This window comes from Streptomyces sp. NPDC107575 (genome assembly GCF_055657265.1).
The window spans coordinates 154175-173397 of sequence record NZ_JBVKBG010000008.1; the positions used below are offsets into that span (position 1 = coordinate 154175).

Sequence of the window (19223 nt, forward strand, 5' to 3'; positions counted from 1 at the left end):
ACTCAGTCCGGGATCAGGAGCCCCGCCGCGGCCCTCGCGGTGTGCGGGCCCACGCCCAGGGCGAGCGCCGCCCGCAGGTCCTCGCCGGTGTCGACGTCCTGGCGCACGGAGTGGACGCCTTCGAGCGGCAGTTCCGCGGCGCCCGACGCCGTGTGGCGGGCGCGCGAGGCCCCGCCGAATGCGGGCAGCAATTCCGTGCCGGGGGCCGCGGACAAGAGCGTCGTGCCGATTCCGGCGGCATCGGGCAGAAATGCGCGGGGAAATGCGGCGGCCGTCGTGAGAACACGGGCCAATTCCGATGGGCGCAGAGCCGGCAGATCGGCGTTCAGGGCGGCGAGGGCCGCGGCCGGGCGTCCGGAGCGCACGAAGGCCGCTCCGTGCGCGAGAGCGGCGTTGAGGCCCGCCTGCGGGCTGTCCGCCACCACGTGGGCGCCCAGGGCCGTCAGTTCGCGCTCCGCGCGGGAATCGTCCGTGACGACCACCACATCCCGCACGGCCGTACAGGCCGTCGCCGCGGCCACGGTGTCCTGGGCGAACGCCAGGGCGAGGCCGGGGCGCACGGCGTCTCCCGCTGTCGGGGCCAGCCTGCTCTTCGCCCGCACCAGCGGTTTCAGCGGTATCACCAGGGTCCACTGCACGCGCCCATTGTGACCTGTGCATGAGGTGCGTCCTTCGGTGCGGGCGTACGGTGTTCTCGACAGACCGGTGGTCGGGGGCGACACTTGTGCGCCCGTAGGCCCCCTTAGAGGAAGGTGTCCGAGTGTCCCGCCGCAGAATCGGCTTCTGGTACCGCTTCGCCGCGGTCCTCTGCAAACCACCGCTGGTGGTTCTGTTCAAGCGGGACTGGCGTGGAATGGAGAACATTCCGGCCGACGGAGGCTTTATCACCGCGGTCAACCACAATTCGCATCTGGACCCGTTCCTCTACGCCCACTTTCAGTACAACACGGGACGGGTCCCGCGTTTCCTCGCCAAGCACGGCCTCTTCAGGAAGGGGTTCGTGGGCGCCGCGATGCGCGGCACCGGACAGATTCCCGTCTATCGCGAGTCCACGAACGCGCTGAGCGCCTTCCGTGCCGCGATCGACGCGGTGGAGCGCGGCGAGTGCGTCGCCTTCTATCCGGAAGGAACGCTCACCCGCGATCCTCAACTGTGGCCGATGACCGGCAAGACCGGCGTCGCGCGCGTGGCCCTGCAGACGAAATGCCCGGTGATTCCGGTCGGCCAGTGGGGCGCCACCGAAGCGCTCGCGCCGTACTCCAAGAAGCCGGACTTCTTCCCGCGCAAGACGCACCACGTGCTCGCCGGCGCGCCCGTCGACCTCTCCGCGTACTACGACAGGGAGATCACGCCGGACCTCCTGAAGGAGGTGACCGAGGTCATCATGGCCGCGATCACCGCCGAGGTGGAGGTGCTGCGCGGCGAGAAGGCCCCGCAGAAGCGTTACGACCCGCGTGAGGCGCGCATCGAGCAGCGCCGCAAGCTGCAGTCGGGCGGCGACAAGTCGGCGGCGGAGAGCGGCAGTTCGGCAGCGAGCGGCACGAGCGAGGAGAGCAGCAAGTGACCCGACCCGTGAAGGCCGCCGTCTTCGGCACCGGCTCCTGGGGCACCGCCTTCGCGATGGTGCTCGCGGACGCGGGCTGCGACGTCACCCTCTGGGCCCGCCGCGCCGAGCTCGCCGAGGCTGTCAACTCCACGCGTACGAACCCCGATTACCTGCCCGGCGTGGAGCTCCCGGAGAACGTGCGGGCGACCAGCGACCCGGCCGAGGCCGCCGCGGACGCCGACTTCACGGTGCTCGCCGTGCCCTCGCAGACGCTGCGCCAGAACCTGGGGGAGTGGGCGCCGCTGCTCGCCCCCGACACCGTCCTCGTCTCGCTCATGAAGGGCGTCGAGCTCGGCTCGGCGATGCGCATGAGCGAGGTCATCGAGGACGTCACGAAGGTCGGCGAGGACCGCATCGCGATCGTCACCGGGCCCAACCTCGCGCGCGAGATCGCCGCCCGGCAGCCCGCCGCCGCGGTCGTCGCCTGCCGCGACGAGTCCGTGGCCCAGCGGCTCCAAGTCGCCTGCCACACCCCGTACTTCAGGCCGTACACGAACACCGACGTGGTCGGCTGCGAGCTCGGCGGCGCGGTCAAGAACGTGATCGGGCTCGCCGTCGGCATCGCGGACGGCATGGGGCTCGGCGACAACACGAAGGGCTCGCTCATCACGCGCGGGCTCGCGGAGACGACGCGGCTCGGGCTCGCCATGGGCGCGGACCCGCTGACGTTCTCCGGGCTCGCGGGCCTCGGCGACCTGGTGGCCACGTGCTCCTCGCCGCTGTCGCGCAACCACACGTTCGGCACGAACCTCGGCAAGGGCATGACCCTCCAGGAGGCGATCGCGGTCACCAAGCAGACCGCGGAGGGCGTCAAGTCCTGCGAGTCGGTGCTCGATCTGGCGCGCCGTCACGACGTCGACATGCCCATCACGGAGACCGTCGTCGCGATTGTCCACGAGGGCAAGTCCCCGGTCGTCGCGGTGAAGGAGCTCATGTCGCGCTCCGCCAAGCCGGAACGACGCTGAGCGACGACGGGAGTTTGACGACAGGCCCCGGGCTCTGCGGGCGCTGACTCTCGTACTACCAGCAGGTACGCTCAACGCGATATGAGCAGCGAGAACCTCCCCCAGAGCCCTGCGTCCACCGCAGGTGGGCCCAAGCCGCGTGTGGCCGTCGTCTTCGGTGGCCGCAGCTCCGAGCACGGCGTATCCGTGGTCACGGCGGGCGCCGTGCTGCGCGCCATCGACCGCTCCAAGTACGACGTGCTGCCGGTCGGCATCACGCGCGAGGGGCGTTGGGCGCTGACGGCGGACGACCCCGAGCGGATGGCCATCACCGACCGTCAGGTGCCGGACGTCGCCGATCTCGCCGAGTCGCCCGAGGGCGGCGTGGTGCTCCCGGTCGACCCGAGCTCCCGCGAAGTCGTCTACAACGAGCCGGGATCGGTCCCCAAGGCCCTCGGCGAGGTCGACGTGGTCTTCCCCGTGCTGCACGGCCCGTACGGCGAGGACGGCACCATCCAGGGCCTCCTGGACCTCTCCGGAACCCCGTACGTCGGCTGCGGTGTGCTCTCCTCGGCCGTCGGCCAGGACAAGGAGTACATGAAGCGCATCTTCACGTCCTTCGGGCTGAAGGTGGGTCCCTACCTGGTGATCCGGCCCCGCGAGTGGGAGCAGGACCAGGAGGGCGCGCGGCGCCGCGTCGCCGACTTCGTCGGGGACCACGGCTGGCCGCTGTTCATCAAGCCCGCGCGCGCGGGTTCGTCGATCGGCATCACGAAGGTCGACTCCTTCGAGGGGCTCGACGAGGCGATCGAGACCGCCCGCGAGCACGACCCGAAGGTGATCGTCGAGGCGGGCATCGTCGGGCGCGAGATCGAGTGCGGCGTCCTGGAGTTCGAGGACGGGCCGCGCGCCTCGGTCCCGGCCGAGATCCCGCCGGCCGACTCCCACGCGTTCTACGACTTCGAGGCGAAGTACATCGACTCCGCGGCCGGCATCGTGCCCGCGCCGCTGAGCGAGGAGCAGACCGCCGAGGTCCGCAGGCTCGCCGTCGACGCCTTCGAGGCGATGTCCTGCGAGGGGCTCGTGCGGGCGGACTTCTTCCTCGACGAGGGCGGGGAGTTCGTCATCAACGAGATCAACACCCTGCCGGGCTTCACGCCGATCTCCATGTACCCGCGGATGTGGCAGGAGACCGGGGTCGGCTACCCGGAGCTGGTGGACCGCCTCATCCAGGCGGCGCTGCGACGGTCGACCGGACTGCGGTAGACCGGGACCTCCATGACGGGCCTTCTAGTCGGCGATCCCCTCGGGGATCGCCTTCTTGATGGGGCCCGCGAGGTCGACCAGGGAGCCCGCCCCGTTCTTGGCGACTTCGTCCTTGGGGATCGTCACCTCCACATAGGCGAGGCGGCCGCCCGTCGTCATGCGCTGCGCGCCGTCGTCGAGTTCGTCCGCGACCCAGCCGACGCCGTCGATCGTCGCCGTGTTGCTGCTCGTCTTCAACGCCGCGTCGGGCCACGGCACGCCGCAGCGCAGTATGATCGCGGGGCTTCCCCACGCCGCGGTGAGCTCCGAGCCCGGTTCGGGATCGTTGCGCTCGAGTCCGTCGACCTTCTCCGGCAGGACCTCGTCCAGGTTCCGGCACAGCTTGGCGGCCTTCGCGTCCGGAGTGGGAACCGCCGCCCTGGGCGCCTCGTCCGTCGAGGCGCAGCCCGCGGTGGCGATCAGCAAGGAGAGCGAGGGCACCGCGATGGACAGGCGACTGAGCCGGCCGTGCCGGATCCGGTGACGATATGACTTCACCGGCACAGCGTAGACGGGGGCTACAGGTGGACGACCGGGCAGGTCAGAGTGCGTGTGATGCCGTCCACCTGCTGGACCTTGGCGACCACCATGCGGCCGAGTTCGTCGACCGTGTCCGCCTGCGCGCGCACGATCACGTCGTAGGGGCCGGTGACGTCCTCGGCCTGGATCACTCCTGGAATCTTCCCGATCAGCTCGGCGACGGTCGACGCCTTGCCTACTTCGGTCTGGATCAGGATGTACGCCTGTACCACGGAACCTCCAGGGCGGCCACGAGGATCATCACGCGGATCATGTGGGGAGAAGGGACGCCACGTTATCGCGTCACCGCTCGTCGCGGGGAGACCCGGTGGCGGCTGTGGCGCCCGACGGACGTGGAAGGCAGGCCCGTGACAAGAACCGTACCCATGACAGAGACGGCCCGCGACCGCAAGCGGGCCGGGGCAGACGGCCCTGGCGGTCGGCAGCGGACCGGGGCAGAAAGGGCAGCACGCGCATGAAGGGCACCGTCGGCGAGTTGGGGGAGTTCGGTCTCATCCGAGAGCTGACCTCTCGGCTCACCACCACCCCGGCCGTACGCATCGGTCCCGGCGACGACGCCGCCGTGATCGCCGCGCCGGACCGCAGGGTCGTCGCCAGCACGGACGTCCTGCTGGAGAACCGGCACTTCAGGCGCGACTGGTCCACCGCGTACGACGTCGGGCGCAAGGCCGCCGCGCAGAACCTCGCCGACATCGCGGCCATGGGCGCCGTGCCGACCGCGCTGCTCCTCGGCCTCGTGGTGCCCGCCGAACTGCCCGCGTCGTGGCCCTCGGAGCTGATGGACGGGCTGCGCGACGAGTGCCAGGTGGCGGGCGCCGCCGTCGTCGGCGGCGATGTCGTGCGCGGCGACACGATCACCGTGGCGATCACCGCGCTCGGCGACATGCAGGGCCACGAACCGGTGACCCGGGCCGGCGCGCAGCCCGGTGACGTCGTGGCCGTGACCGGATGGCTCGGCTGGTCCGCCGCCGGATACGCGGTGCTCTCCCGCGGCTTCCGCTCGCCCCGGGCCTTCGTGGAGGCGCACCGCCGTCCGGAACCGCCGTACCACGCGGGCCCCGCCGCGGCCGGGCTCGGCGCGACCGCCATGTGTGACGTGAGCGACGGCCTCATCGCCGACCTGGGCCACATCGCCGAGTCGAGCAAGGTCCGCATCGACATCAAGTCGGGGCAGGTGGACGTGCCCTCGCAGATGAGCGACATCGGCCAGGCCGTGGGCGTCGACCCGCTGCAGTGGGTGCTGTCCGGCGGCGAGGACCACGCGATCGTGGCCACCTTCCCGCCGTCCGTGAAGCTGCCCGCCCGCTGGAAGGTGATCGGCGAGGTCCTCGGCCCCTCCGCGCTGTCCCAGGTGACCGTGGACGGGGCGCCCTGGACGAACCAGGGCGGCTGGGACCACTTCGGGGACGGGTACGAGATCGAGTCGTGAGGCGCGGGTGCGGGCGGGTGCCCGCGCCGGGCGTGCTCGGCATGAGCAAAGAAAAAGAGCCGGTCCCCGAGGGGACCGGCTCTTTTCAAGCAACCAGCTAGGTGGCCGCGCTAAGCGTTACGTCAGCGCGAGACCTTGCCGGCCTTGATGCACGAGGTGCAGGCGTTGAGGCGCTTCGGCGTCCCACCGACCACTGCACGCACACGCTGGATGTTCGGGTTCCAGCGACGGGGCGTACGGCGGTGCGAGTGCGAGATGTTGTTGCCGAAGCCCGGCCCCTTGCCGCAGACGTCGCAGTTGGCAGCCACGGGTCACTCCAAAGACTTCAGATGCACTTACGGTTGATCCCGGCATGCCGGGATCAGGATCGGAGGATCTGAGTGGCGGTGCCAGGGGATGGCCCGACGGATATCGGGCAACCCGAGCAGCATACAACGGCTGCGTCGGTAGAACGAAACTACCATGGCTGGTGAGACGGCCCGCCCGGGCTCCGGACCTGGTCGGGAGCGGCTTTCGGGCCGGGCCCTCTTTCCGGACGCTCACCTTCCGCGGTCTACTCTGCGGTGCCAGTCCAGCTGCTCGAGGAGGCGCAGGTGCCGCAGGTGCTCGACGTGATCGCGGTGCGCGCCTGGTGCTCACTCGCCCTGGAGGCGCTCGGCCGCGACCGGGCCGAGATAGACGCGATCAACGTGTATCCGGTCGCCGACGGGGACACCGGCACCAACCTCTATCTGACCCTCGAGTCCGCGCACCAGGCGGTCGAGGCGGTCTTCGCAGGACTCGAGGCGGGCCCCGAGCCGGCCGCTCCCGCGCTCCCCGAAGTGATGCGCGCCATGGCGCACGGCGCCCTCATCGGCGCCCGCGGCAACTCGGGGACGATCCTCGCGCAGCTGCTCCGGGGCATGGCGCAGGTCCTCGCCGCGGACGGGGCCGGTGAGGGAGATCACGCCGCGGGCGCCGACGCGGACGCCCTGCGGCTCGCGCTGGGGCGGGCCGCCGAGGCCGCGCGGGAGGCGGTCGCCCACCCCGTGGAGGGCACCGTCCTGACCGTGGCGACGGCGGCCGCGGAGGCGGCGTCCGCGGTCGACGGGGGCTGCCGGGAGGTCGTCAGGGCCGCCTACGAAGGCGCGTGCGTGGCGCTCGACGCGACGCCGGGGCAGCTCGCCGCGCTGGGCAGCGCCGGGGTCGTGGACGCGGGTGGGCGGGGGCTCGTGGCCGTCCTGGGGGCGCTGAGCGAGGCGGTCTCGGGGGAGGCGGCGCCGGTACGCCGTCGTGGAGCGGCCACCCACGCGCGCGTGGACGCCGTCCCCGACGGGGTGCTGCTCGAATGCCCCGAGGACGAAGGCGCCGCGGGCCCCGCCTTCGAGGTCATCTACCTGCTCGAAGCGGACGACAAGGCGGTGGCCCGGCTGCGGACGCGGCTCGACACCCTCGGTGACTCGCTCGTCGTCGTCGGCGGGGACGGCCTGTGGAACGTCCACGTACACGTCGACGACGCGGGCGCGGCCGTGGAGGCGGGCGTCGAGGCCGGGCGGCCCTACCGCATCCGCATCACCCACTTCGGGCTCGGCGACGTGCACGCGACGCATGCCACGGCGCCGCGCGAGCGTGCGCAGCGGGCCGTCGTGGCGGTCGTGCCGGGCGACGGGCTCGCTGATCTGTACGCGGAGGCGGGCGCCACGACCGTGCCCGACCGGCCCGGCGAACCGCCCGCGAGCGGGGAGCTCGTCGACGCGATACGGCGGGCCCACGCGCGCGAGGTGGTGCTGTTGCCGAACGACGCGGAGCTGCGGCACACCGCCGCCGCGGCGGCGGAGCAGGCCCGCTCCGAGGGGCTGCGGATCGCGCTCATCCCGACCCGCTCCGCGGTCCAGGGCATCGCGGCGCTCGCCGTCCACGAGCCCGACCGGCGCTTCGACGAGGACGTCGTGGCGATGACCTCCGCCGCGGGGGCGACCCGGTACGGCGAACTGGCCGTCGCCGAGCGGCAGTCGTGGACCATGGCGGGCATCTGCCAGGCCGGGGACGTCCTCGGCCTGATCGACGGCGACGTGGCGGTCATCGGCGGCGAGGTCCCGGCGACGGCCCGCACGGTCCTCGACCGGATGCTGGCGGCGGGCGGCGAACTCGTCACGCTCGTCCTCGGCGAGGAGGTCTCCGACGAGGTCGCGGCCGGGCTGGAGCGGCATGTGCGCGAGTCCTACCTGGCCGTGGACACGGTCGTGTACCGCGGTGGGCGGCAGTCGGCGCTGATGCTGATCGGCGTCGAGTAGGACGGTTCTTCACTGTTCTTCGCGGGTGGCCCGGCCGGGAGGCCGGGCCTTCGCTGTTTTCGCGCCTCCGTCCTCGTCCACGTGCGAGTCACATACACAAGCCTTGTCTACATACGTAGATCATGCCAGGATCCCGTCATGCCTGACACTGCTCCAGCCGCCGAGAAGCACCGGATCGCCGAGGTGCGCGTGACGCCGGTGGCCTTCCGTGACCTTCCGCTGCTCAACTCCGTAGGTGTGCACGAGCCGTTCGCGCTGCGCTCGGTCGTCGAGGTGGTGACCGACAGCGGCCTGTGCGGACTCGGTGAGTCGTACGGGGACCTGCCGCATCTGCGCCGCCTGGAACGGGCGGGGCGGCGCCTGGTGGGCACCGACGTCTTCGACCTCAACGGCGTCTGGCGCGCCGTCACCGAGTCGCTCGTGGCCGACAGCGGCGTGGGCGGGCACGGGATGAGCGGGATGGTGACCGACAGCTCCCTCGCCGACCGGGTCGTCTCGCCCTTCGAGGTCGCCGCGCTCGACCTTCAGGGCAAGGTCGTCGGCCGCCCGGTGAGCGATCTGCTGGGCGGCGCCGTGCGCGACCGCGTCGCCTACAGCGCGTACCTCTTCTACAAGTGGGCCGGCCACCCCGGACAGGACGAGGACGACTGGGGCGCCGCGCTCGATCCGGACGGGCTCGTCCGGCAGGCGCGGCGCATCATCGACGCGTACGGGTTCGGCGCGATCAAGCTGAAGGGCGGCGTCCTCCCGCCCGAGGAGGAGATCGAGGCGGTCCGGGCGCTGCGCACGGCCTTCCCCGAGCTGCCGCTGCGCCTCGACCCCAACGGGGCCTGGAGCGTGGCGAGTTCGGTCAAGGTGGGGCAGGAGCTCGACGGTGTCGTCGAGTATCTGGAGGACCCGACGCCCGGCATCGAGGGCATGGCCCGCGTCTCGCGCGAGGTGTCGATGCCGCTTGCCACCAACATGTGCGTGGTCGCCTTCAAGCACCTGCCGCCGGCCGTGCGCCAGGACGCCGTCCAGGTGGTGCTCTCCGACCACCACTTCTGGGGCGGCCTTCGGCGGTCCCAGCGGCTCGGCGCGATCTGCGAGACGTTCGGCATGGGGCTCTCCATGCACTCCAACTCGCATCTGGGCATCAGCCTCGCGGCCATGACCCACCTCGCGTCCGCCACCCCGAACCTCGACTACGCCTGCGACACGCACTGGCCGTGGAAGGACCCGACAGAGGACGTCGTCGTACCGGGCGCGCTCACGTTCGAGGACGGCGCGGTCGCGGTGCCCACCGCTCCCGGCCTCGGGGTCGAGCTCGACCGCGACGCGCTCGCCCGGCTGCACGAGCAGTACCTCGCCTGCGGCATCCGCGAGCGCGATGACACCGCCTACATGCGCCGCTTCCGTCCTGAGTTCGACCCGGCGGTGCCGAGGTGGTGAGCGGGGGCGGAAGTGGGTGATTGTCAGTGGCGTGGTGTGCAATGGATGTCGTGCCCGCGCTCGAAGAACCACTGAAGAAGGTGCTCGGCCCCGCCACCGCGAAGGTGATGGCCGAGCATCTAGGCCTGCACACGGTCGGCGACCTGCTCCACCACTACCCGCGCAGATACGCCGAGCGGGGCGAGCTGACCCGCCTCGCGGACCTGCCGCTGGACGAGCACGTGACGGTCGTCGCGCAGGTGGCGACCGCCCGCATCCTGAAGTTCAACGGCGGCAGGGGCCAGCGCCTCGAAGTCACCATCACCGACGGCAGCGGCCAGCTCCAGCTCGTCTTCTTCGGCCGCGGCATCCACAAGCCGCACAAGGACCTGCTGCCCGGCACGCGCGCGATGTTCGCCGGTAAGGTCTCGGTCTTCAACCGGAAGATGCAACTGGCGCACCCCGCCTACCAGTTGCTCAACGCCGAGTCCTCCGACGAGGCCGCCGAAGCCGTCGGCTCGTGGGCCGGGGCCCTGCTGCCGATCTACCCGGCCACGGCCAAGCTGGAGTCCTGGAAGATCGCCAAGGCCGTCGACCTGGTGCTGCCCAGCGCGCGCGAGGCCGAGGACCCGCTGCCCGAGTCGCTGCGCGAGGGCCGCGGCCTGGTCCCGCTGCCCGAGGCCCTGCTGAAGATCCACCGGCCGCACACCAAGGACGACATCGCGGGCGCCCGGGACCGCCTCAAGTGGGACGAGGCGTTCGTCCTCCAAGTGGCCCTCGCCCGGCGCCGGTTCGCGGAGACGCAGCTGACCGCCGTCGCGCGCGTGCCGCAGGAGAGCGGGCTGCTGACCGCGTTCGACGCGAAGCTGCCCTTCACGCTCACCGAAGGCCAGCAGAAGGTCTCCAAGGAGATCTTCGACGACCTGGCCACCGAGCACCCGATGCACCGGCTGCTCCAGGGCGAAGTGGGATCCGGCAAGACGATGGTGGCGCTGCGCGCCATGCTCGCCGTCGTCGACGCGGGCGGTCAGGCCGCGATGCTCGCGCCCACCGAGGTCCTCGCCCAGCAGCACCACCGCTCCATCACCGAGATGATGGGCGAGCTGGCGGAGGGCGGGATGCTGGGCGGCGCCGAGCACGCCACCAAGGTCGTCCTGCTCACCGGTTCCATGGGCACGGCCGCGCGCCGCCAGGCCCTGCTCGACCTGGCCACGGCGGAGGCCGGCATCGTCATCGGCACGCACGCGCTGATCGAGGACAAGGTGCTCTTCGACGACCTGGGCCTGGTCGTCGTGGACGAGCAGCACCGCTTCGGTGTGGAACAGCGCGACGCGCTGCGCTCCAAGGGCAAGCAGCCGCCGCACCTCCTGGTCATGACGGCGACACCGATTCCGCGCACGGTCGCCATGACGGTCTTCGGTGACCTGGAGACGTCCGTACTCGACCAGCTCCCGGCCGGCCGCTCGCCGATCGCCAGCCATGTCGTGCCCGCCGCCGACAAGCCGCACTTCCTGGCGCGCGCGTGGGAGCGCGTCCGGGAGGAGGTGAGCAAGGGGCATCAGGCGTACGTGGTGTGTCCCCGGATCGGCGACGACGAGGACGAGAAGCCCAAGAAGGGCGCCGCCAAGAAGCAGTCCGCCGAGGACGAGGCGGAGAAGCGGCCGCCGCTCGCGGTGCTCGAGGTCGCGGAGGACCTGGCCCGTGGCCCGCTCCAGGGGCTCAAGGTCGAGGTCCTGCACGGGCGCATGCAGCCGGACGACAAGGACGCCGTGATGCGGCGCTTCGCCGCGGGGGAGACGGACGTCCTGGTGGCGACGACGGTCATCGAGGTCGGTGTGAACGTGCCGAACGCGACGGCGATGGTGATCATGGACGCCGACCGATTCGGTGTCTCGCAGCTCCACCAGCTGCGCGGCCGGGTCGGTCGTGGCTCGGCGGCGGGCTTGTGCCTCCTGGTCACCGAGATGCCGGAGGCCGCGCCCGCGCGTGCCCGCCTCGGCGCGGTCGCCTCCACGCTCGACGGGTTCGAGCTGTCCCGGATCGACCTGGAGCAGCGGCGTGAGGGCGACGTCCTGGGCCAGGCCCAGTCCGGCGTGCGGTCCTCCCTGCGGATGCTCGCCGTGATCGAGGACGAGGAGATCATCGCGGAGGCGCGGGAGGAGGCGACGAAGGTGGTTTCGGCGGACCCTGAGCTGGACGGCCTGCCGGCCCTGCGCATCGCGTTGGACGCGCTGCTGGACGAGGACCGGGAACAGTACCTGGACAAGGGCTGACCGGCACCGCGGCCGGGCCCGTCGCCCCAGGCGGCAGATTGCCCAAGGCGGCGATGGCCCAGCGCCACGGGTGGGGAGTCGTGGTGGGGCGGTGCGGGCAGGTATTTCAAGCCCCTGCGGCGATTGAGCAGCGGGGTCCGGGGCGGAGCCCCGATCTTTTCAGCCCCGCCGGCGATTGAGGCGCGGGGTCCGGGGCGGAGCCCCGTGGCGTAGGGACGGCCGGCCCCGCCGCCCGGCAGGCGAGGTGTGTCGGCGTCCTGACAGACTGGGCCCGCAGGGACGTTACGGAAGACACGGAAGACAAGGACGTAGCGCGATGACCCGCGTGATCGCCGGGACGGCCGGCGGACGCCGCCTCGCCGTACCACCGGGCAACGGCACCCGACCCACCTCCGACCGAGCACGCGAGGGCCTCTTCTCCACCTGGCAGGCCCTGCTCGGCGGCAGCCTCCACGGCACCCGCGTCGCCGACCTCTACGCCGGCTCCGGCGCCGTCGCCCTGGAGGCACTCTCCCGCGGCTCCGCCCACGCCCTCCTCGTCGAGGCCGACGCCCGCGCCGCCCGCACGATCCGCGACAACATCCGCACCCTCGGCCTCCCGGGCGCCGAGGCACGTACCGGAAAAGCGGAGCAAATCATCGCGGGCCCGCCCCCAACCACCCCCTACGACCTGGTATTTCTCGACCCTCCGTACGCCGTCTCCGACGACGATCTTCGCGAGATACTGCTCACACTCCGTACGGGGGGCTGGCTCGCGGACGAAGCGCTCGTCACCGTGGAACGCAGCACCAGAGGCGGCGAATTCCGGTGGCCGGACGGCTTCGAGGGCCTGAGGTCCCGTCGCTACGGCGAGGGCACGTTTTGGTACGGTCGCGCCGCCTTGAACACCACCCTCACGTGCGACGACGCACGATGACCGGACCGGAGAGCGAGGGACTTCCCGTGCGCCGCGCAGTCTGTCCGGGGTCGTTCGACCCCATCACCAACGGCCACCTCGACATCATTGCCCGAGCCTCCAAGCTCTACGACGTCGTGCACGTCGCGGTGATGATCAACCAGTCCAAGAAGGGGCTGTTCGAGGTCGAGGAGCGGATCGAGCTGATCCGCGAGGTCACGGCCGAGTTCGGCAACGTGGAGGTGGAGGCCTTCCACGGCCTCCTCGTCGACTTCTGCAAGCAGCGCGACATCCCGGCCATCGTGAAGGGCCTGCGCGCCGTCAGCGACTTCGACTACGAGCTGCAGATGGCCCAGATGAACAACGGTCTGTCCGGCGTGGAGACCCTCTTCGTGCCGACCAACCCGACGTACAGCTTCCTGTCGTCCTCCCTGGTCAAGGAGGTCGCGGCCTGGGGCGGCGACGTCTCGCACCTGGTTCCGGAGCAGGTCAACCAGGCTTTGGCGGAGCGCCTTCCCAAGAAGTGACGCGCACGTCCACGTTGGGCTTACAGTCGTCTCGTCCGTCTCCAACACCCCAGCCATACCGGCGTCTAGACGAGAGAGTGGCGAGCACACGGTGGACGTGCAGAAGAAGCTCGACGACATCGTCGGCACGGTCGGCGGCGCGCGCTCGATGCCCATGTCGGCCTCGTGCGTGGTCAACCGCGCCGACCTGCTGGCGATGCTCGAAGAGGTGCGCCAGGCACTGCCCGGCTCCCTCGCCCAGGCCCAGGAGCTCATCGGCGGCCGCGAGCAGATGGTCGAGCAGGCCCACGCCGAGGCCGAGCGGATCATCGAGGGCGCCCGCGCCGAGCGCGGCACCCTGATCGCCGACACGGAGATCGCCCGCCGCGCCCAGGCCGAGGCCGACCGGATCCTCGCCGAGGCCCGCCAGGAGGCCGAGGAGGTCCGCGCGGAGGCCGACGACTACGTCGACTCCAAGCTGGCCAACTTCGAGGTCGTCCTCAACAAGACGCTCGGCTCGGTCGGCCGCGGCCGCGAGAAGCTCCTCGGCACCGGGCCCGGCGTCGACGAGGCGGGCTACGAGGACGAGGACGCCCCCGAGCGCAGCCACGACCCGGAGACGCTGCGGCGCGACGCCGACGCCTACGTGGACACCAAGCTCGGCGCCTTCGAGGCGGTGCTCGCCAAGACCCTGGACGCCGTCGGCAAGGGCCGCCAGAAGCTGCACGGCCGCATCGCCAGCGACGACCTCGGCACGCTGACCGTGGACGGCGAGGGCCACGCGCACACCAGCGACGCCGACTACCTCGCGGGCCTCGCCGAGATCGGCGGCGCCCAGACCCAGCAGCCGGCCGCGGCGCAGCCCCCGCAGATGCCGCAGCCCCCGCAGGTCCCCCAGATCCCGGCCCAGGCCCCCGAGCCCGCGCCCGCGTACGCGCAGCAGGGTCAGGACCCGTACGGCGGCTACCAGCAGCCCTACGGCCAGCAGGACGCCTACGGCACGTACCAGCAGGACCCGTACGCGGCGTACCAGCAGGACCCGTACGCGTATCAGCAGCACCAGCAGCAGGACCCGTACGGATACCAGCAGGACCCCCAGCAGGCACAGCAGCAGCAGCCGCAGGCCCAGGACGGCGCGCTCGACGAGACGAGTCTCTTCGACACGAGCATGATCAGCCTGGAGCAGATGCGGCAGTACGAGCAGGGGCGCTGAGCCGGTCCCGTACCGGGCCCCGGGGGCAGATTGGGCCGTGAGCGAAAGGTCCAGTACCCTGGTTCTTCGGTCGCGCGTAGCACGTGCGTTCCGAGCTGCCCGGAAATTCGGGGCGGCAATCCCTACATGAGCTTCGAAGAACGAAAGCAGGACCAGCCCTGAGCACGCATCTCGACCACCGGAACCCGTTCGTGTTCGATACACACGAGCTGGGGCGGCGTCCTGGTGCCATGCAGCGGCTGTCCCGCACGATCGACGCTCCCAAGGAGTTCGGTCTCCTGGGGGTCATCGAGGTGCCGGAGGGCGCCCCGGTGGAGCTCGAGCTCCGTCTGGAGTCGGTCATGGAAGGGGTGCTTGTCACAGGCACCGCCCGTGCATCGGCCAAGGGGGAGTGCGTAAGGTGTCTGGAGCCCGTCGTCCAAGAGGTCGACGCGGACTTCCAGGAGATGTTCTCGTACCCTGACGCCGACGACCGGGGCCGTCCCAAGGACGACGCCGGCGACGACGCCGAGGACGACGAGGACAGGCTCTTTCTCGAGGACGGCCTGTTCGACCTCGAGCCGGTGCTGCGTGATGCGGTGGTGCTCGCACTGCCGATGCAGCCGGTGTGCCAGGAGGACTGCGAGGGTCTGTGCTCCGAATGCGGAGTGCGGCTCTCGGACGAACCGGGCCACCACCACGACGCCGTCGACATCCGTTGGGCGGCTTTGCAGGGACTCGCTGAATCCATCCAGGACGGCGAGAAGGACGAGATGAGCGGCGCCGAAGCGGAAGCGGGCGTCGACGAGAAGCAGGAGAAGTAGCCGTGGCTGTTCCGAAGCGGAAGATGTCGCGCAGCAACACGCGCCACCGCCGGTCGCAGTGGAAGGCTGCGGTCCCCACCCTGGTTTCGTGTGAGCGTTGCCAGGAGCCCAAGCAGCAGCACATCGCGTGCCCCGCTTGCGGCACCTACAACAAGCGCCAGGTCCTCGAGGTCTGAGCGGCTGGTGAGAGGCACAGTGTCGAGCCCCAAGAAGGCGGATGACGCCAAGAAAAAGGTGGACACCACAGCCTCGTCCCATACGCTTCTGGAAGGGCGGCTCGGGTACAAGCTCGAGTCCGCCCTTCTGGTGCGTGCGCTGACACACCGTTCGTACGCGTACGAGAACGGCGGCCTGCCGACGAACGAGCGCCTGGAATTCCTGGGCGACTCGGTGCTCGGCCTCGTGGTCACCGACACTCTCTACCGCACCCACCCCGACCTGCCGGAAGGCCAACTGGCCAAGCTGCGGGCCGCGGTGGTCAATTCGCGTGCACTTGCGGAGGTCAGCCGCGGGCTCGACCTGGGCTCCTTCATCCGGCTCGGCCGGGGCGAAGAGGGCACGGGCGGCCGGGACAAGGCGTCGATCCTTGCCGACACCCTTGAAGCGGTGATCGGTGCGGTGTACCTGGACCAGGGTCTGGACGCGGCGGGCGAACTCGTCCACCGGTTGTTCGACCCGCTCATCGAGAAGTCCTCGAATCTCGGTGCCGGCCTGGACTGGAAGACCAGTCTCCAGGAGCTGACGGCGACGGAGGGGCTCGGCGTGCCCGAGTACCTGGTCTCCGAGACCGGCCCGGATCACGAGAAGACCTTCACTGCTGCCGCCCGCGTCGGAGGCGTCTCGTACGGCACCGGCACCGGCCGCAGCAAGAAGGAGGCGGAGCAGCAGGCTGCTGAGTCCGCGTGGCGTGCGATTCGCGCCGCGGCGGACGAGCGGGCTGCTGCCGAGGCGGTCGATACGGCCCCCGGAGCGTAACCGCTCCGCTTCCTGAGCCCGCCCCACCGGTCACCCGGAGGGGCGGGCTTCGCATTTCCGTTCCGCCGCACCGGCGTTGCGGTCGCGGGGCTCCGCCCCGGGCCCCGCGCCTCAATCGCCGGCGGGGCTTCAAAAGATCGGGGCTCTGCCCCGTACCCCGCTGCTCAATCGCCGCAGGGGCTTGATGGGCCCGTCGCCCCGCCGGTGACGCCCTTGCCCCGCCCATCTCCCACCACCCGCCCCCTCCGGGGGCGTCGGCCTCGCGGGGCGCGGCCCCCGGCTTGGGTAATCCGCCGTCGGAATGGCTTCCCACCCCCGCCGGCTTGGGCAATCCGCCACCGGCCACGGCTGCCCACCCGGACGGTCGGCCTCCACCGACTTGGGCCATCTGCCGCCACCACGCCTCCCCACCCGTTGCGCTCGGCCGTCACCGCCTTGGGCAATCTGCCGCCTTGGGCGGCAGGGTGGGCAAGGCGGCGCCCCGGTGCCGCGTGACGAGGGGGAGGCCCCGGCCACGGATCTCCGGGGTGCGCGGTACGCTCCCCGGATCACGCCCACCCGTTCCCGTCCGGAGGACCCCCGTGCCAGAGTTGCCCGAAGTCGAGGTCGTGCGGCGTGGGCTCGCGCGGTGGGTGGCGCGGCGGACGGTCGCCGAGGCCGAGGTGCTGCACCCGCGCTCCGTACGCCGGCACATCGCGGGCGGCGAGGACTTCGCGTCCCGGCTCAAGGGGCAGACGATCGGCGAGCCGAGCCGCCGCGGCAAGTACCTGTGGCTGCCCCTGGAGGGCACGCACACCTCCGTCCTCGCCCACCTCGGCATGAGCGGCCAGCTCCTGGTGCAGCCGCACGACGCCCCCGACGAGAAGCACCTGCGCATCCGCGTCCGCTTCGACGACGAGCTCGCCACGGAGCTGCGCTTCGTCGATCAGCGCACCTTCGGCGGGCTGTCCCTGCACGACACGGACGACGACGGCCTGCCCGACGTCATCGCGCACATCGCCCGCGACCCCCTCGACCCGCTCTTCGACGACGCCGCCTTCCACACCGCGCTGCGCGCCAAGCGCTCCACGATCAAGCGGGCGCTGCTCGACCAGTCCCTCATCAGCGGCGTCGGCAACATCTACGCGGACGAGGCACTGTGGCGCGCGAAGCTGCACTACGAGCGCCCCACGGCGACGTTCACCCGCCCTCGCACGGCCGAACTCCTGGGCCACGTAAGGGACGTGATGAACGCGGCGCTGAGCGTCGGCGGCACGAGCTTCGACTCCCTGTACGTGAATGTGAACGGGGAGTCGGGCTACTTCGACCGGTCGCTCGACGCGTACGGGCGGGAAGGGCTGCCGTGCCGCCGGTGCACGACCCCCATGCGGCGGCGCCCGTGGATGAACCGGTCCAGCTACTACTGCCCGCGCTGTCAGCGCCCGCCGCGGGCCACCGTCGCGTAGGGCCTCAGTAGCCGAAGTCCTGCGTCCACCACGGCCCGCCCGAGCCGAAGTGCACGCCGACGCCCAAGGTCTTGAAGTCGCAGTTCAGGATGTTCGCCTTGTGGCCGGGGCTGTTCATCCAGGAGTCCATGACCGACTGGGCGTTGGCCTGGCCGCGGGCGATGTTCTCGCCGCCGAGGTCCGTGATGCCCGCTTCCTTGGCGCGGTCCCAGGGCGTCGCCCCGTCCGGGTCCGTGTGGTCGAAGAAGTCCCGCGAGGCCATGTCGTCGCTGAACGCCGTGGCGAGCGAGGCGAGGCCGCTGTCCGCCGTCACCGGCGAGCAACCCACCTTGGAACGCTCCTGGTTGACGAGGCTGAGGACCTGGGCCGACGCCGCCTTCTCCGACGTCGTCGCCGAGCCCCCGCCCGCACCGGAGGGCGCCTTCGTCCGCGCCGGTGACGACGGGGCGGACGAAGGCGTGCTCGCGCTCCTCGTCGTCGTACCGTCGCTGCCGTCGTCGGACGTACGGGACGGCTGCGTGCGCTTCGACGGTTCGGAGGACCGGGGCGCGGCGCTCGAAGCCGACCGGGACGGCGTCGCGGACGGCGTGGCGCGCTCCGTGTCGCGGCTCGCCGCGGACGGCTCCCGGTCGTCGACCGCACCACCCGTCGTGCCGCCCTGCGCCGTGACGTCGGGGGAGTCGGCGGCCTGCACCCTGCTGCCGTCGCCCCCGCCGAACTTGAAGCCGCCGCCCCCGGGTATCAGCCCCGTGGTCACCGCGACCGCGCCCATCGCGACCGCGGCCGAGGCGCCGAGCAGACCGGTCCGCAGCGGGACGCCGTCGCGCTTCTTCTTGCGATGGTGCGAGGCGCCGGGCGGTGCGGGAGGCGAGGGGGGCGGCGGGTACTCCGCGTAGCCCTGCGCGAAGTCGCTCGCGTGCGGGCGGCCGGCGGCGGAGCGTCGGTGGCGTCCCATGTCCTGGCCTTCCTGGTTCTCTGGTCCTCGCGGTCGTCACTGTGGTGCGTGCTTCTCACCCGTACGAGTGAGGTTCGATGGTCGGGGACGCTACCCCAACTCCCCAGTGGGCGAAGTGCTCCGAGTGCTTTTGGCCGGTTAGCGTGCACCCATGAACGAAGAAGTACGACTCACCGCCTGGGTGCGGGGACGCGTCCAACGTGTGGGTTTTCGGTGGTTCACCCGTGCACGTGCGCTGGAGATCGGCGGCCTGAGTGGTTTTGCTCTCAATCTGGACGACGGGCGTGTCCAGGTGGTCGCCGAGGGACCGCGCGGCGGATGTCAGGAACTGCTCGACTGGCTCCACGGCGACGACACACCCGGCCGGGTCGACGGAGTGACTGAGATCTGGGACACGCCCCGCGGCGGCTACGAGGGGTTTGCCATCCGCTGAGTCGTCACCGCAGGCGGGCGCGGGTGAGGCGGTGCGGGAAGTGCCGAGGGCACCTGCGTGTGGCAGAAACGCCCTGGTGGTTGCCAAGAACGGCGACCTCGTGGCAAGCTCCGCGGGAACGGATGATCTCCACGCCCCCGGGCCCCGAGCGCGAGGCCGTACCGCAGGTTCTGCGGCGCGAAGCCCCCGGTTTGCCCGCCAATACGGGGCGTGATCGT

At 71.3% G+C, this 19223-nt stretch carries 20 protein-coding genes; 15 read left to right on the plus strand and 5 right to left on the minus strand.

Going from position 1 to position 19223, the window contains the following annotated elements; genetic code table 11:
* Positions 1-2 precede the first annotated feature (2 nt).
* Positions 3-638 (minus strand): 2-phospho-L-lactate guanylyltransferase, encoded by a 636-nt coding sequence (cofC, locus tag ACZ7L4_RS35475; RefSeq protein WP_472109020.1) that lies wholly within the window; start codon positions 636-638, stop codon positions 3-5.
* Positions 639-760: 122 nt separating this feature from the next.
* On the opposite strand from cofC, the gene ACZ7L4_RS35480 reads away from it, so the two are divergent.
* The 3 genes from ACZ7L4_RS35480 (at position 761) to ACZ7L4_RS35490 (ending at position 3816) form a co-directional block, all read left to right on the plus strand.
* Complete coding sequence (locus ACZ7L4_RS35480) at positions 761-1564, plus strand: lysophospholipid acyltransferase family protein (protein ID WP_472109022.1); 804 nt, start codon at positions 761-763, stop codon at positions 1562-1564.
* Positions 1561-2571 (plus strand): NAD(P)H-dependent glycerol-3-phosphate dehydrogenase, encoded by a 1011-nt coding sequence (locus ACZ7L4_RS35485; RefSeq protein ID WP_472109024.1) that lies wholly within the window; start codon positions 1561-1563, stop codon positions 2569-2571. Before ACZ7L4_RS35480 ends, ACZ7L4_RS35485 begins: the two co-directional genes overlap by 4 nt.
* Positions 2572-2652: 81 nt before the next feature.
* A complete protein-coding gene (locus ACZ7L4_RS35490; protein WP_472109026.1) occupies positions 2653-3816 on the plus strand; it encodes a D-alanine--D-alanine ligase family protein in 1164 nt (387 codons plus the stop codon).
* Positions 3817-3840: 24 nt separating this feature from the next.
* Here ACZ7L4_RS35490 and ACZ7L4_RS35495 read toward each other — a convergent pair whose 3' ends face one another.
* Both ACZ7L4_RS35495 and ACZ7L4_RS35500 read right to left on the minus strand, forming a co-directional pair.
* Positions 3841-4353, minus strand: a complete 513-nt coding sequence (locus ACZ7L4_RS35495; RefSeq protein WP_472109028.1) for a DUF3515 domain-containing protein — start codon at positions 4351-4353, stop codon at positions 3841-3843.
* 20 nt (positions 4354-4373) lie between these two features.
* Positions 4374-4607 carry an Lrp/AsnC family transcriptional regulator gene (locus ACZ7L4_RS35500; protein WP_016642988.1) on the minus strand — a complete coding sequence of 78 codons (234 nt, stop codon included), beginning with the start codon at positions 4605-4607 and terminating at the stop codon, positions 4374-4376.
* 242 nt (positions 4608-4849) lie between these two features.
* Between ACZ7L4_RS35500 and ACZ7L4_RS35505 the strand changes: the two genes are divergently transcribed.
* Positions 4850-5824: a thiamine-phosphate kinase gene (locus tag ACZ7L4_RS35505; RefSeq protein ID WP_385761263.1), complete on the plus strand. Its 975-nt coding sequence runs from the start codon at positions 4850-4852 to the stop codon at positions 5822-5824.
* Positions 5825-5946: 122 nt separating this feature from the next.
* On the opposite strand, the gene rpmB is transcribed toward ACZ7L4_RS35505, so the two are convergent.
* Positions 5947-6132 carry a 50S ribosomal protein L28 gene (gene rpmB, locus ACZ7L4_RS35510; protein ID WP_030195073.1) on the minus strand — a complete coding sequence of 62 codons (186 nt, stop codon included), beginning with the start codon at positions 6130-6132 and terminating at the stop codon, positions 5947-5949.
* Positions 6133-6387: 255 nt separating this feature from the next.
* Here rpmB and ACZ7L4_RS35515 point away from each other — a divergent pair, with 255 nt between their 5' ends.
* The 10 genes from ACZ7L4_RS35515 (at position 6388) to mutM (ending at position 17617) form a co-directional block, all read left to right on the plus strand.
* A complete protein-coding gene (locus tag ACZ7L4_RS35515) occupies positions 6388-8097 on the plus strand; it encodes a DAK2 domain-containing protein (protein WP_472109030.1) in 1710 nt (569 codons plus the stop codon).
* Between the two features lie 138 nt (positions 8098-8235).
* On the plus strand, positions 8236-9528 hold the full coding sequence (locus tag ACZ7L4_RS35520; protein ID WP_472109031.1) for a glucarate dehydratase family protein: 1293 nt from the start codon (positions 8236-8238) through the stop codon (positions 9526-9528).
* A 41-nt stretch (positions 9529-9569) separates the two neighbouring features.
* The gene (recG, locus tag ACZ7L4_RS35525) at positions 9570-11780 is read left to right on the plus strand and encodes an ATP-dependent DNA helicase RecG (protein WP_472109033.1); all 2211 of its coding nucleotides are present in this window, start codon (positions 9570-9572) and stop codon (positions 11778-11780) included.
* Between the two features lie 316 nt (positions 11781-12096).
* Positions 12097-12696: a 16S rRNA (guanine(966)-N(2))-methyltransferase RsmD gene (gene rsmD, locus ACZ7L4_RS35530; RefSeq protein ID WP_472109034.1), complete on the plus strand. Its 600-nt coding sequence runs from the start codon at positions 12097-12099 to the stop codon at positions 12694-12696.
* 26 nt (positions 12697-12722) lie between these two features.
* On the plus strand, positions 12723-13202 hold the full coding sequence (gene coaD / locus ACZ7L4_RS35535; protein ID WP_385761251.1) for a pantetheine-phosphate adenylyltransferase: 480 nt from the start codon (positions 12723-12725) through the stop codon (positions 13200-13202).
* 91 nt (positions 13203-13293) lie between these two features.
* The gene (locus tag ACZ7L4_RS35540; protein WP_472109036.1) at positions 13294-14394 is read left to right on the plus strand and encodes an ATP synthase F0 subunit B; all 1101 of its coding nucleotides are present in this window, start codon (positions 13294-13296) and stop codon (positions 14392-14394) included.
* 158 nt (positions 14395-14552) lie between these two features.
* Positions 14553-15197: a YceD family protein gene (locus ACZ7L4_RS35545; protein WP_450810685.1), complete on the plus strand. Its 645-nt coding sequence runs from the start codon at positions 14553-14555 to the stop codon at positions 15195-15197.
* Between the two features lie 2 nt (positions 15198-15199).
* Positions 15200-15373, plus strand: coding sequence for a 50S ribosomal protein L32 (gene rpmF / locus ACZ7L4_RS35550; RefSeq protein WP_381837144.1), 174 nt, complete (start codon positions 15200-15202; stop codon positions 15371-15373).
* 7 nt (positions 15374-15380) lie between these two features.
* Positions 15381-16172 (plus strand): ribonuclease III, encoded by a 792-nt coding sequence (gene rnc, locus ACZ7L4_RS35555; protein ID WP_450810606.1) that lies wholly within the window; start codon positions 15381-15383, stop codon positions 16170-16172.
* Between the two features lie 581 nt (positions 16173-16753).
* On the plus strand, positions 16754-17617 hold the full coding sequence (mutM, locus tag ACZ7L4_RS35560; protein ID WP_472109038.1) for a bifunctional DNA-formamidopyrimidine glycosylase/DNA-(apurinic or apyrimidinic site) lyase: 864 nt from the start codon (positions 16754-16756) through the stop codon (positions 17615-17617).
* Positions 17618-17621: 4 nt separating this feature from the next.
* Here mutM and ACZ7L4_RS35565 read toward each other — a convergent pair whose 3' ends face one another.
* Positions 17622-18572, minus strand: coding sequence for a CAP domain-containing protein (locus ACZ7L4_RS35565; protein ID WP_472109040.1), 951 nt, complete (start codon positions 18570-18572; stop codon positions 17622-17624).
* A 151-nt stretch (positions 18573-18723) separates the two neighbouring features.
* Between ACZ7L4_RS35565 and ACZ7L4_RS35570 the strand changes: the two genes are divergently transcribed.
* A complete protein-coding gene (locus ACZ7L4_RS35570) occupies positions 18724-19005 on the plus strand; it encodes an acylphosphatase (protein WP_472109042.1) in 282 nt (93 codons plus the stop codon).
* Positions 19006-19223: the final 218 nt, after the last annotated feature.